The sequence below is a fragment of the Cyanobacterium sp. Dongsha4 genome, assembly GCF_036345015.1.
In the GTDB taxonomy this organism is placed as follows: domain Bacteria; phylum Cyanobacteriota; class Cyanobacteriia; order Cyanobacteriales; family Cyanobacteriaceae; genus PCC-10605.
Window position 1 is genome coordinate 3,886,300 of sequence record NZ_CP084098.1, and the last position, 14,272, is coordinate 3,900,571.

11 protein-coding genes are annotated in these 14,272 nt (G+C 34.2%); 7 read left to right on the top strand and 4 right to left on the bottom strand.

Going from position 1 to position 14,272, the window contains the following annotated elements:
- Position 1: 1 nt before the first annotated feature.
- From Dongsha4_RS16900 to Dongsha4_RS16915, 4 genes are all read right to left on the bottom strand, one after another.
- On the bottom strand, positions 2-430 hold the full coding sequence (locus tag Dongsha4_RS16900) for a hypothetical protein (RefSeq protein WP_330203464.1): 429 nt from the start codon (positions 428-430) through the stop codon (positions 2-4).
- The gene (locus Dongsha4_RS16905) at positions 427-1,143 is read right to left on the bottom strand and encodes a V4R domain-containing protein (RefSeq protein WP_330203465.1); all 717 of its coding nucleotides are present in this window, start codon (positions 1,141-1,143) and stop codon (positions 427-429) included. Before Dongsha4_RS16905 ends, Dongsha4_RS16900 begins: the two co-directional genes overlap by 4 nt.
- 284 nt (positions 1,144-1,427) lie before the next feature.
- On the bottom strand, positions 1,428-2,264 hold the full coding sequence (locus tag Dongsha4_RS16910; RefSeq protein WP_330203466.1) for a pentapeptide repeat-containing protein: 837 nt from the start codon (positions 2,262-2,264) through the stop codon (positions 1,428-1,430).
- Positions 2,265-2,518: 254 nt separating this feature from the next.
- Positions 2,519-4,135, bottom strand: a complete 1,617-nt coding sequence (locus Dongsha4_RS16915) for a mechanosensitive ion channel family protein (protein ID WP_330203467.1) — start codon at positions 4,133-4,135, stop codon at positions 2,519-2,521.
- 143 nt (positions 4,136-4,278) lie between these two features.
- On the opposite strand from Dongsha4_RS16915, the gene Dongsha4_RS16920 reads away from it, so the two are divergent.
- From Dongsha4_RS16920 to Dongsha4_RS16950, 7 genes are all read left to right on the top strand, one after another.
- The gene (locus Dongsha4_RS16920; protein ID WP_330203468.1) at positions 4,279-5,772 is read left to right on the top strand and encodes an ammonium transporter; all 1,494 of its coding nucleotides are present in this window, start codon (positions 4,279-4,281) and stop codon (positions 5,770-5,772) included.
- Positions 5,773-5,999: 227 nt separating this feature from the next.
- Positions 6,000-6,491, top strand: coding sequence for a cytochrome c-550 (gene psbV, locus Dongsha4_RS16925; RefSeq protein WP_330203469.1), 492 nt, complete (start codon positions 6,000-6,002; stop codon positions 6,489-6,491).
- A gap of 149 nt (positions 6,492-6,640) precedes the next feature.
- Positions 6,641-7,741 (top strand): sn-glycerol-3-phosphate ABC transporter ATP-binding protein UgpC, encoded by a 1,101-nt coding sequence (locus Dongsha4_RS16930; protein WP_330203470.1) that lies wholly within the window; start codon positions 6,641-6,643, stop codon positions 7,739-7,741.
- 101 nt (positions 7,742-7,842) lie between these two features.
- Positions 7,843-8,358 (top strand): YqeG family HAD IIIA-type phosphatase, encoded by a 516-nt coding sequence (locus tag Dongsha4_RS16935; RefSeq protein ID WP_330203471.1) that lies wholly within the window; start codon positions 7,843-7,845, stop codon positions 8,356-8,358.
- A 1,375-nt stretch (positions 8,359-9,733) separates the two neighbouring features.
- On the top strand, positions 9,734-10,705 hold the full coding sequence (gene sds, locus Dongsha4_RS16940) for a solanesyl diphosphate synthase (protein ID WP_330203472.1): 972 nt from the start codon (positions 9,734-9,736) through the stop codon (positions 10,703-10,705).
- Between the two features lie 269 nt (positions 10,706-10,974).
- Positions 10,975-11,805, top strand: coding sequence for a thermonuclease family protein (locus Dongsha4_RS16945; RefSeq protein ID WP_330203473.1), 831 nt, complete (start codon positions 10,975-10,977; stop codon positions 11,803-11,805).
- A 1,039-nt stretch (positions 11,806-12,844) separates the two neighbouring features.
- Positions 12,845-14,149 (top strand): ABC transporter substrate-binding protein, encoded by a 1,305-nt coding sequence (locus tag Dongsha4_RS16950; protein WP_330203474.1) that lies wholly within the window; start codon positions 12,845-12,847, stop codon positions 14,147-14,149.
- Positions 14,150-14,272 lie beyond the last annotated feature (123 nt).

The window sequence follows — 14,272 nt, forward strand, 5'->3', positions numbered from 1 at the left end:
CTTACAATAAATCGGATAAATCTTTGACGTTGATTTGTCTTTTTTCTGGTTCAGGTATCAGAGTTTGATCCATAGCCGGTATGGAAGCTATATTATTTAAGTGTCTCTTTTTACCTTGCCCCTGCCATACCATACGCTGAAAAAACTCAGCAACAGTCATTTTCAATGAATAAACAGGTTTATAAGTACCTTGTTCTGATTGTTCCAATTCTGTTTCTTCGGAGATAGACTTGGTAAAAACCTGTGTTTTGCCAGACCAATTATTGAGAGCAAAGAATCTTTCAACGGTAAAGTTTAATTCTGGTTTTAAAGATTCTTCTCCTGTAAAAACTTCCGAAGTAACTTCTTCCTCAAAGACTGAAATTTGTTTCAATCCCTGCCAATTTGCTCTTTGAAAGAAATCTTCAACGGTGGAAGTTGATAACATCATTTGAGATATTCTCCATTAACTAATTTTTTCTGAATATCTTTAGCCCCTGCCCCCTCGTTTTGCCAGAATGTTGCCGCATCTATACGATCTTGTTTTCCTAGCAAAAATTTACAATAGGTTTCACCCATAGAGTAGCACTGAATTTCAATGCAGTTAAGGGGTTTATTGATAAAGCGACTAAAAAAACCAGCCATAAGACCGGCATAGATGTGACAAACAGGTTTTCCGACATCTCCCAGGGTACGAGCAACGGCGGAATCAAAGATGTTAACAAACATGAAGCCGTTTTTTTGTTCACTTAAGTCCACATCCCAATTTCCCCATCCTTGGGTAGTGAAAGGCCACCACCATGCTTCTAAAACATAGAGTAAATTCATATCGTGGATATTTTTGGGATATTCATATTCTTCTTGAAACCATTTTTCAAAAAATTCTGCATCCCGAACACCCCATGCTTTACCAATGTTGTACATAACTACACTGGAAGCCGAGCCGACTTCTTCTTCTAATCCTTCTATTAAACCAACGATAAAATCTTCGGTTACAAGAACGTTTCTGGATTCATTCCAGTCGGTAATATCCCCTTTAGCAGTATCGAAATGAAAAAAGTCCTCTAAGGTGTAGTGATCATGTTTTTTTGGATATTTGCTTTTCCAGAGATTTTTGCTAATTTTCTCAACGATGCGATCGCTTTTTGTTGGTGTGAATGTCATGGGCTTTTATTTCCTCTAAGATAAAATTTAATTAAGAGACAATTAATTAACTAACTTTTAAAAGTCTGAGACTTAACTCGTCAAAATTCTAACCCTTTTCTTTTTATGTTATTAGTAATTTTGATTTTTAGCTCACTTTTTTTAACAATCTTTTGATTTCTTAAATATTATTCATAATTGAATGAATAAAGACAGAAAAAGTTGACTATCTTTTTGAAAATAATCAACCTTTAAATAAGAAAAAAAATTTGAAACTATAGTTTTTTGCTACTGGTATAAATTAATTAAGCAACACCTTTTTTAATTAAATAGTCCACAGTTAAATGTTTTTCTTCGATAATATTAGGCAAGTCTTGAATAATCATGGACGATTTTTTCACAAAAGCATTAGTCCATTTTTCAAACCATTTTAATTGTATTGTGGTAGCTTGATGAGATAGAGAACCATTAAAATTTACCTTACCATTTCTGTCCATAGAAAATTCTCTCAACCACTCCACATCAGGGCGAGTATCTTCAAAATTTTTACCTGTAATAGTTCCACCTAAATACTTACTGGTAATAGATGCAATGGTTTCAAAATTAGTGATGATTTCTCCAATGGTTACTTTTTTGCTAGTTGCAAGATTGAAAGAAGAAACTTTTTGCATTCCCAAAGATTCAGGGTCAAATCCTTTATCAAAACGGGTAGTATTATCATAGGATGCGTTTCTAAAAATACCTCCATTCAGATGAGCACCATTGAGAAACGCCCCTGATAAATCAGCTTTGAAAAAGTTTGCTCTAGTTAAAAAACTGCCTGTAAAATAAGCCTCTTTAACAATTGCTTTTTGGAAGTTAACTTTGGTGAGGTAGGCTTTAATTAGATATGCTCCTGTTAAGTTTGCCCCTGTGAGATTTGCTCCACTGAGATTCGCCTCATTGAGATAGCATTTACTTAAGTTAGCACCGCTTAAGTCAGCATCTCTCAAATCAGCATAGCTTAAATCAGAACCTTCGAGATTGACTCCTTTTAGTTGAGCATTTCTTAAATCAATTCTTCTCAACTGTAATTTGGGAAAATTTCTTTCCCCTGAGTTATATTGTCCTTGAATGTCACTTACTGCGGTGTTTACTAGCATTTATTTTCCTACCTTAATTTCAAATTTTTCCGAACAATTTTTCCCTTTAATTTATTTTTAGGAATTTTTGCTTATGTTAAATTTGTTAATATTTAGATATTTTTTGTTTTTTATATTTATTTTATATTAACAATATTCTGTGACAAAATAGTACGGTTTTTAACAAAACTTCAATAACTGCAATTTAACAAATTAACTAAAAATTAAAATCAGAATTTTTACTGAAAAAAGAAAAATAATAATTACTAGGTATTTTAAGCATTTCTTAAAGGAATATTTAAAGACGGCTTTACAATTCTGAGGATTTCTTGGTTAATCTGACTGGCGATGCGATCGCCTCTTTTACCATATTCTAATTTAATATCATCCACAAAAAAATTAATTTTAAATTCGTAATATAAAAACCCTTCATCATGATTTAAGGCAGTAATCCAAATTTGTGGATCTTGCCATTTTTTTCGCTCTTTAAAACGAGATTTAAACCAATCACTTAACTCCAAAACATAATCATCTAAGCGAGTTTCTTCTAATTGAGGATTAGTAATTTTTTGATAAAGTCGATAAGTTCTTTTCTTTAATAAAGTAATTTTTCTTTCCCATTCTTGAGGGATTAAATATAGGTCTTCTTCTTTTAAATTAGGGTCTTTAAGCCAAAAACGATACCATTCTCGCACTAATTCTATCAAACCATCTGGATCTTGAGATTCAGCAAAAGTTGTATTTAAAAGATTATCACTATTAATTTCAGAGTCAATATTTAGACCGATTAAAACTAATATTTCTTGATATTCTTGATAAATATTTTCTATTTCTTCTGATGTTAAACCTCCTTTTTCTGCAAACTGTAAAGTAATCACTAAAGCCTCTAAAAATTCTTCAATTTCCTGTAATTTAAAATTAACTTTTTGCTCTTCCAAAAGCCTATTTTTTCCGCTTATTTGTTGTTCGGTTAAAGTATTGCCAGTTTCTTCCTCACACAGATAAAAACGGTCAATCAAAGCTATTTTCCTTTCAATATCAGCTAGAGTATCAGGGTGTGCTAACACTACTTCTGTAATTAAACTTTTTAAATGATCAACTTCTAACTCAGCAGGTATTTCAATGGTTGTGGAATAATAATAATAGGACGTAGGGCGACTGAGATTAGTAATATTTTGATTTTGCAAAATACTATTAGGTATATAAATATCACAATGATGATTGAATAAATAAATTTGGGTGACTCTAACTCCTATACGACATAACATCCCGATAGAACCGTCTTCCAAACGCAATACATCACCAAATTGAAAAGGAGTATCAATCAACAAAACAATACCGCTAAAAAAGTTAGCTAATATGTCCTTCAAAGCAAAGCCAATAATAAAAGTTGCCCCTCCTAACGCAACCCAAATACCTGTCAAATCCACCCCAAAATTCTTTAAAACAAAAACACCCCCCAATAAAAAAACCATGACGGGTAAAACTGCTTCTACCAGTGGTAAAAGCACATCATCCCACATGACCTCACTTTGCTTTGTATATTGTTTGAGATAATAAATAATAACTTTTTTGATAATCGCCACTAGCCAATAACTAATGACGACAATTAGACAGGCATTTAAAATCTTTTGTAATATATCCTTGCCAACAAAATTTTCTAAATCATAAAGAGTAAATTTAAGATTAAAAAAAGTAAAAATACTGAGTAAAGGATAACCAGAAATATTTAAGGTAACTAAAGCGATGTCTCTTTCTAAACTGCGAAATAAAGGACGTAAAAGAAAGAACAAAAAACTATAAATTAATAAAAATCCACCTAAATAGACACCTAAGTGCTGAAGGATGAATATATATAGAGGATTGAGACTAAACCAAAATTCTTTCAGCATATTTAAGCAATTACAGGGCTTTATTGTATTGTTTGATACAGAAAAGAGCTAATAAAACATATGAATATTTAACAGTTAATTGATAGGTTAATCAATTATTTATTTATCAACGGTTATCTCACGAGTAAATTGAATTAATCATTATGGTGACGATCCCTAAAAAAAGAGGTCTGAGAAGATCTTTAAAAGAAAATCAAGATAGTATTATTCTTAATTTTATTTCTAAAATAACTAGCAGAATTTCCCCTTATTGGTTAGCTTGTATCCCATTGACAGCGATAATTGTTGCTGTGTGGGACAGTGCGGCTATGGCGCAGGGTTATGATGGCCCTGAAGACTTAGAACAAGTCAAAATCGTTTTAGATACGGTATTTTTACTGTTTTGTTCTGTTTTAGTTATCTTCATGAATGCTGGTTTCGCAATGTTAGAAACTGGTTTCTGCCGTCAGAAAAACGCTGTTAATATTTTAGCGAAAAACTTAATCGTATTTGCGATCGCAACTATTGCTTATTGGGCGATTGGTTTCGGATTAATGTACGGAGAAGGAAATGGTTTTATTGGTTTACAAGGCTTCTTTTTCAATGGTGATGGTACTCCCTACGGTGATGCTAACTATCCAGAAGGAGTTCCTGCGGCTATCTCTTTCTTATTCCAAGTAGCCTTCGCCGCCACCGCCGCTACCATCGTGTCTGGTGCAGTAGCTGAAAGAGTTAGATTTGATGCGTTTTTAATCTTCAGTGCATTGTTAGTCGGTGTTTCCTACGCTGTTACAGGGCATTGGGTTTGGGATGGTGGTTGGTTAAGTGAATTAGGCTTTTCCGACTTTGCAGGTTCAACAGTGGTTCACTCTGTTGGTGGATGGGCTGCTTTAGTGGGGGCTTCTGTATTAGGACCTCGTCAAGGGAAATATTCTTCTGATGGTAAGGTTAGTGCTATCCCCGGTCACAATATGAGTATTGCTACTCTCGGATGTTTAATTCTCTGGATTGGTTGGTTTGGTTTCAACCCCGGTTCTGAATTGGCTGCTACTGCTAACGTTCCTTATATCGCTGTTACTACTAACTTAGCGGCCGCCGCAGGTGGTATCACTGCAACCTTTACTTCTTGGTTAAAAGACGGTAAACCCGATCTTTCTATGATTATTAACGGTATCTTAGCTGGTTTAGTTGGTATTACCGCAGGATGTGCTAGTGTTGGTTATTTCAGTTCTATTATCATCGGTGCGATCGCAGGTGTAATCGTAGTTTACTCCGTTGCCATGTTTGACCAAATATTAAAAATCGATGACCCAGTAGGTGCAACCTCTGTTCACTTAGTTTGCGGTATTTGGGGAACTTTAGCAGTGGGTATCTTTGCCACTGAGGGCGGATTGTTAACAGGAGGCGGAATAGGTCTTTTAATCAATCAGATTATTGGTATCTTATCCATCGGTGGTTTTACCGTCGCCTTTAGCTTCATTGTCTGGTACGCTCTCCAAGCAACTGTCGGTATTCGAGTTTCTGCAGAAGAAGAAGTCAAAGGTTTGGATATTGGCGAACACGGTATGGAGGCTTACAGTGGCTTTGTTAAAGAAGCTGATATTCTTTCTGGAGGCTTTTCCTCTAACTATAGTGATGAAGTCGGCTCAGAAGTGTAGCTCAACTAAATAGATTTATTATTTAGCAGTAACTTTTAACTTATTTATTAAGTTTAGAAAAAATTAGGGTAGGACAGTCGTTCTATCCTTTTTTATTGCTTTTAAACAGAAGATTATTAACAAAACTTTACAATAATTGCTCAAAGATGAACCGATTTTGAGAGAAAATAATTAGGGTATAAATCAGAACCTCAAAAATACTAAGAAAAAATATTTGTTTCAGAATTATGTTGAAAAAATTTGTTTTAATTTTCATTGTCGGGGTTATTTTTGCATGGCAATCCTTTGTCGGTAGTGCTAACGCTTTAAGTTTAAGTGAAGAAATTCGCACTATTCCCCTTAATGAGTCTGGAGAAACCATTACTTTATCTAACCAAGAAGCATCCAAAGGTTCTCGTTTGTTTGTAAGTAATTGTGCTCAATGTCACATTCAAGGTAAAACCAAAACTAATCCTAACGTCAGTTTAAGTAAAGAGGCTTTAGCTAATGCTTTACCTGCAAGAGACAACTTATTAGGTTTAATGGACTATATCGAGCATCCCACTAGCTATGACGGAGAAGAAGATCTTACTTTATTACACCTAAATACAGAACGTCCAGACCTTTGGCCTGAAATCAGAAACTATAGTGAAGATGATGTTAAAGCCGTTGCTGGTCATATTTTAATTCAAGCATTTTCCGATCCCAAGTGGGGTAATTTATCTCTCATTGATAACTAAAAATGAGTTCGGGGTTCGGAGTTCAAAGTTCGGGGATGAGGTGTTGGGGTGTTAAACACAAAGGGAGATGAGGAGAGAACGAAAAAACAACTCTTAAACTCTTGATGCTTAATTTTTAATTCTTAATTCTTCATTTTTAATCCTTTATTATGGCAACGGTTACACTACAAAACATTGCCCGTTCATATAATCAAGTAAAAGTTATTAGCCATATAACCTTTGAAGTACCTGATGGAGAATTTTGGGTTTTAGTTGGTCCTTCGGGTTGTGGTAAGTCAACGATTTTGAGAAGTATTGCAGGATTAGAGTCTATTAGTGAGGGCAATCTCTATTTTGACGGTGTTTTAATGAATGAAATTCCTGCCAGAGAAAGAGATGTGGCGATGGTTTTTCAAAATTATGCTTTATACCCTCATTTAACTGTTGCTGATAATCTTGGTTTTGGCTTAAGGATGCGAGGGGAAAAAAAATCCCTGATAGATAATAAGATTAAACAAGTGGCAGAAATTCTCGATATTGGTCGTCTTTTAATGCGTAAACCGAAACAGCTATCGGGAGGACAACAACAAAGGGTTGCTTTAGGTAGAGCCATTATTAGACAACCAAAGGTATTTTTATTGGATGAGCCTTTATCTAATTTAGATGCAAAATTAAGGGATCAAACAAGGACGGAATTAAAAAAATTACATTCTCAAGTGGGTATTACTACGGTTTATGTTACCCATGATCAAGTTGAGGCTATGACATTGGGCGATCGCATCGTGGTTTTAAATCAGGGTAGAATACAGCAGATAGGCACACCCGCCGAAATCTATCAAAACCCAGTCAACCGCATGGTAGCCACTTTTTTAGGTACACCACCAATGAATATTATCCCTGTTACTTACCACCATGAAGCATTTTGGATTAATGAACAACAATCCCTACGATTACCTTCTTCTTTTCTCAATCAATACAATTTTCATAACGGACAAGGTTGGGATTTAGGTATTCGTCCAGAATATATTACTTTAGTAAAGGATAGAGAAGATGCTCTTGATAATTTTTTGGTGACAACGGTTGAAGTCATCGAACCATTAGGGAAAGAAGTTTTAGTTAATGTTAAGATAGTTAACTCCGAGATTAACATTAATTTACAATTACCCATTCACTGGCAGGGGAAAACAGGAGATAAACTCAAACTCCAACTAGATTTAGAGCAAATTTATCTTTTTGAACCTACTACTGGGGAAATAGCAATTAGTAATTAGTAATTAATTAAAACCGTTAAACCTAACACCTGATACCTAAAACCTGAAACCTGACACCTAACACCTCTCAATTGTTGATTCTTAGTTGTTAATTGAATTAAATGTCTAAAGCCAAAATTTTACAACCAGACCTTGTATTAGGAGATATAGTCATTCATATCACCCCAGATGTGATCAAAAGAAATAATTTGAAAGGCTTAATTCTCGATGTCGATGAAACCTTAGTTCCTTGGAATGAGCGGACTATTTCCCCTGAATTATTAGCATGGGTGGAAGAAATACGCCCTTATGTGGATTTGTGGCTTGTTAGTAACAATCTTAGTCAAAATCGTATTGCAACCATCGCAAAATACCTTAATTTGCCTTTCATTTATGGTGCAGGTAAGCCTTCCCGTCGCAAACTGAGAGAAGCCGTTAAAGCCATGAATCTACCCTTAGAACAAATTGCTATGGTGGGCGATCGCCTCTTTACTGATGTATTAGCAGGTAATAGACTAGGGGTTTTTACTATTTTAGTAGAGCCAATGATTTCTCCCCATGCCCCGAAAAAATTTTCTATCCGCAATTTTGAGGTTTGGATTTCCCAACAATTAGGGGTTTCTCTTCACAAAAATTAACACAAATTAATATTTATTTACAAAAGGCGATATAAATTTATAAAATCTAAAAAAAATATTAAGAAACTCCATATAAATTCAAAAACGTGTAAATATAATTCCTGAAGATAAAATGAGGTCAGCCTTAATAAAGACCTTAAACATAAATAAATCTATATAAAAAAACAGAGGCTTCTTCTTGAAAGGGAGGAAGCCTTTATATTAACTAAAACTAATTCCTAATTTTCTATTTGATTCCCCTAACGATAAAAACGGGAAAAAATCTTTTTCTGATTACCTTTTTTCTCCCAGTGGGAAATAGTAGTCAGCAAGAAATAAACTAAGACGATATATAACAAAGCAATTAATGGTATTAGCATAAATAAACCCCCATGGTAATGGTTCAAGTAAATGGTGAATATTAATCAAGAATCCTTCCATCTCTGATTCAATGAGTGAAAAAATAAGTGAAAAAGAATAAATTGATACCAAAACAACTAGGACTAAGTTTTATAACAATGGAAAACCGTCCTAAAATTAGCAAGATAAACCTTTGGGTAAAATCACAAAAACACACCCATTAAGGTCTATTTTGGGGGATAATTTTATTTGTCTGCTTAATAATTAGTATATTTTTACTTAGACTAAAGCCTGAATGATAATATTATTTTATCCAAGAATAATAAGTTATAAACTTAGCTTTTGTAAGACGAATAACTATGGTGTGTTAAGCTGTTCGCAAAAATCACCTTTATTCTCCACCCATTCAACTCTGCTCCTTGGATTGTTCTTGTAGTAAATAAAAAGTTTTAAAACCATTTATCAACCACTGAAAATATTGCTTATCTTCTTCAGAGCATTTTTCACTATACTTAATTATTTAATGACTACTAAGAGTGCGATCGCCCCGGATTAACTTAATTATTTCAGAAACAACTTACAGAGTTTCTTCCATCTTCTGGCCAACCTAAAAAATAATGCTAATAGTCAAAAAACTACATCTAACCATTAGAGAAGAATAAAAATAAAATAAAACGAGAATATCTTTAATCTTCTCCAAATTATTTTCTGACCGTAACAAGAAATTTTAAATCCTGCCCTTCTCAACCGATGGAGAATTCAGATTCTTTCTTCCACAGTAATCTAGGGAAATTGCAACTTTATAGACAAACCCCCCTCTATCTCATAGAATAGCATACATTAAAAAAAAATGGGGAGAAAGTAAAAAAAAATTATAAATCCTCAAAAGATTATTCTATAAGCATTTCCACCATAGTAGCACTAAAAAAAACAAGAAAAAATCTTGTTAACTAGATCTAACAGGGGAAACCATAGCTTAAAATAACAATAAGATATGTAAACTTTCGTAAACTATTTTTAGCTATTCTACTCATCAATGACAACTGCAACCTCGATATTCACCCCTGTAGAAAAAGACTTATCAATTCTGATTGATAACTTAACCAGCTTAGTCCAAGCCCAACACCCTATCTTAGGAGCGGCGGCAGAACACTTATTCACGGCTGGTGGAAAAAGAATTCGTCCCGCTATTGTGCTATTAGTATCACGAGCAACAATGAAAGGAGACGACTTAACTCCCCGTCATCGTCGTTTAGCAGAAATAACAGAAATGATTCACACTGCCAGTTTAGTTCATGATGATGTAGTAGATGAAGCAGAGTTAAGAAGACAAGTAGCAACCGTGAATAGTTTATTTGGTAATCGTATAGCGGTATTAGCTGGGGACTTTCTTTTTGCTCAGTCTTCATGGTATTTAGCTAATTTAGATAATCTACAGGTAGTAAAACTATTATCAGAGGTAATTAGGGATTTTGCAGAAGGAGAAATTCAACAAGGTTTAAGTTGTTTTGACACCAATGTTAGTTTAGAAAAATATTTACAGAAAAGTTATTTTAAAACAGCCTCTTTGATTGCTAATAGTGCAAAAGCCGCCGCTATATTAAGTGATGCAGGAGAAGGAATTGCAAATCAAGTTTACAGTTATGGACGTAATATCGGTTTAGCTTTTCAAATAGTAGATGATATTCTCGACTTTACCTCTCCTACCGAAGTATTAGGCAAACCCGCAGGTTCAGATTTAGCCAGTGGGAATTTAACCGCCCCAGTGTTGTTTGCCATGGAAGAAAAACCTTCCCTTGGTATTCTTATTGAAAGAGAATTTAGCGAAGAAGGAGATTTAGATCAGGCTTTAGCCTTAGTTTATGATAGTAACGGTATTGAAAAAGCGAGAGACTTAGCACATCAGCATAGTCAGTTAGCATTAAAAGAGTTGCAATATTTACCTTCTTGCCCTGCCACTGATTCTCTTAGAGAGTTAACAGATTACGTATTAAGTCGAATTAAGTAATTTATCTAAAAATTAGGTTGTCTGTTAATTATTTCATGAAGCATTCTTAATAAAAATAATAATCCTTTAAAATACTAAATATTGAATACTCTTACCCTTCCCTAGTCCACCTTTCTTTACTAAAACTAGAAATCATAGTTTAAATTAGCAACGTCCACAATTATTAACTATATTTATTTCCATTAAGTTTGAGACAAATTGTGTTCTGATTGACTTATCATAAATGATTTAGGATTGCTATATAAGTTCTGATTTTATAACGTAGGTAGATGGCTTTTATATTAATAAAAGGAAGGTTTCATGTAGTTGGTTATTCCCCAGATGGTGATTCTATTCGTTTTCAAGCATATAACTTGGAACATTGGTCAAAACTACAAGGTATTTCTCCTGAGTTGAATGAAGAGAATCATGTACAGATAAGACTAATAGGAATTGACAGCTTAGAAACTCATTTTCGTCAATGTCAACAAAGCGTGAAATGGGCTTTGAGTGCGGCACATTTTCTCCTAGAATCATTAGAAATAGATGAAGTGAAATGGAATGAAGAAAAAAATATTATAATCTCTGCTCAAGACAAAATAGAGGGTTTTATCTTAGTTAAAAAAACAGATCAACATGGTCGTCCTTTAGCATTTGTTTTTAAAGGAGAAATAGATCATCCTGATGGAGAAGAATTTTTTTTACCAATTAATTTATTTTTTGAATCAGTCAATTATCAAAGTCTTTTATCAGGGCAATCTTACCCTACATATTACAGAGGAATTGCACCAACATTAAGAAGAAAGATGACTTGGGCAGTTAATCAAGCAAGAAAAAACAAACAAGGTTTGTGGGAATTTGATCTAACTAATTATGGATTTAATGTTTGGGATCTTTTTGATGAGGAAAAAACAGTAATTATTCTTCCTAAGTTATTTAGACGTTTAGTTAGTTATTTAGAAACAAGTGATAATTTAGATTATTTTAAAAATTCAGTAGTAAAATCAGAAAAAGTATTAATATTACCAAATAAAAGAAAGAAACTTTTTCGAGATATTATTATTCAGGATGAGCATTTTTTTAAGTTATCAGAATTACCTGAAGATTTAGTTTATCTATAGCAACAAATTCTCCGTAATATTTTTCTATGTTAGGTTGTCGATTATTTTACATACATACACGTTTTTTTTCTTGACAATGAAATCGGAAACCGAAAAAAATAGGCATTGGTGATTTTAGCTAGGATTTTTTGTTGTAAGTCGAAGGCAAGAGGCAAAGCCCCTTTTATCCCTAGGGCTGTTTCAAAGTAATTTGTTTAAAATCTTGGGGTGTTAGGGCATTAGGGGATTAGGCAGGGCAGTTTCAAAGTAGAAATACAAAAACGCTAAAACTATTGCCCGTAAAAGAATATAGCGTTTTACTGAGATCTTGCACCTGATTAAAAATAGGTCAGTTTTTAGGTTTCGGGTTTCAGGTTTTAGGTTTTAGGTTAAGAAAAAGAACTTAAATTTAAGCTATTCCACCAAAACCATCTTAATTTTTGCTTTAAATATTAAATATAATCAAAAATCATCAAACCTGACACCTGCTACCTGCTACCTGTCACCTTTTACCTAGTTACTATGTATTAGGGCAAGATGTGAGTTTTAGGGCTTTGAGGATTAAGAAGTAGTTAAAAATGTTGAGATTATCAATTTATAACCATAAACCATTAAAAACTATTGCAAGAGTGCCTATTCCCTAACTGAGTTCGATGAAAAAAGTATCGAAAAATAAAGCGCCCTCGAGTTATCATCGAGCCAATTTTGGAATAAAAATTTATTAAATTTAGGAAAAACTCATTTACAATCAATTTATTCAGCTTTTTTGTCAATAATTATTACTTTTAACTCCGAACTCCGAACTCCGAACTCCGAACTCCGAACTCAGGTATTCCCTGCCTTAACCAAAAAATTTTAGAATGAAACAGCTATCCCCTTCCCTAAATAGGAGGGAGGGCAAAAGGCAAAAGTAAACCATATTTGGACTTTGGTTTTATATTTTTACATAGTTTTTTCTGTGTTTCATATCTTTATTCAGCAATGTCAAAAAATAAATTAGCAACGATAAATTGCATCTGATATGATCAAGGCTTAAACCTGACAAAAATAGATAAAAATTATGAAAAAGACCAATATTAAATTATTTTTAAGTTTATTTATTAGTCTTAACTGGGTGACAGTTGGTTGCGGTTTATTGGGAACAAACACCGAAGATTCTGGAAATAACACAAATGCTTCATCCAGTGCAGAGTCTTTAAAAATAGGGGCATTATTACCTATTACGGGAGATTTATCTTCCATCGGTCAAAATATGCCTACTGCCGTGCAATTAGCTGTGGATACTATTAATGCTTGTGGTGGGGTGAATGGTCAACCTGTAACTTTGGTGAAAGAAGACAGCCAAACTGATCCCGTTGCTGGTAGTGCGGCAATGACAAAATTAACGGAAGTTGACAAAGTTGCCGGAGTTGTGGGAGCTTTTGCTAGTAGTGTTTCTACAGCCGCTTTAGATGTGGCAGTCAGAAATAATGTCATGATGATTTCTCCCGGTAGTACTAGCCCTGTATTTACAGATAGAGCAAAAACAGGTGATTTTAACGGTTATTGGGCGAGAACTGCCCCTCCTGACACCTATCAAGCACAAGCCTTAGCGGCTTTAGCAAAAAAACAAGGATTTCAAAATGTTTCTACTGTTGTTATTAATAATGATTATGGGGTAGCATTCGAGCAGGAATTTGTTAATTCATTTCAAGACTTAGGAGGTACTATACTAAATAGTAGCAATCCTGTAAGGTATGATCCCAAGGCTGTAACCTTAGATAGTGAAGCTAGTGCCGCTTTTGCAAATAATCCTCAAGCAGTGGCAGGTGTTTTATATGCAGAAACAGGTAGTTTGTTGTTACAAGCGGCTTTTAAACAAGGTTTAACTAATGGGGTAACGGTACTACTTACAGATGGGGTGTATTCAGAAGATTTTACAAAACAAGTAGGAAAGACTGCAGATGGTAATTCTATTATTGCAGGGGCATTAGGCACAGTGCCGGGTGCAGATGGAAAGGCATTAGAAGATTTTAAAAATTTGTGGGCTGAAAAAACAAATAATACACCAATCACAGCTTTTGTTCCTCATACTTGGGATGCAACTATATTGTTGATGTTAGCGGCACAGGCGGCGGGAGAAAACTCTGGTGAGGCAATTAAGAGTAAAATTCGAGATGTGTCTAGTGGTGAGGGTACAGAGGTAACCGATCCTTGTCAGGCAATGGAGTTATTACGTAGTGGGGAACAAATCAATTATCAAGGGGCTAGTGGAAATGTTGATATTGATGAAAATGGTGACGTTGTGGGTGTTTATGATGTTTGGCAGGTGCAACCTGATGGAAGTATAGAGATTATTGATAAGGTTTCTCCGATTGTTCAATAGACTCTTTGACCATAATCGATATTTTAAAAGCTGAAGTCCTTGCTAAAAGCCAATAAAAAATAAATTCGATCGATTCCTAATAGATATATTGAACCTGAATTATGAAAAAATTTTTTTGGTTAT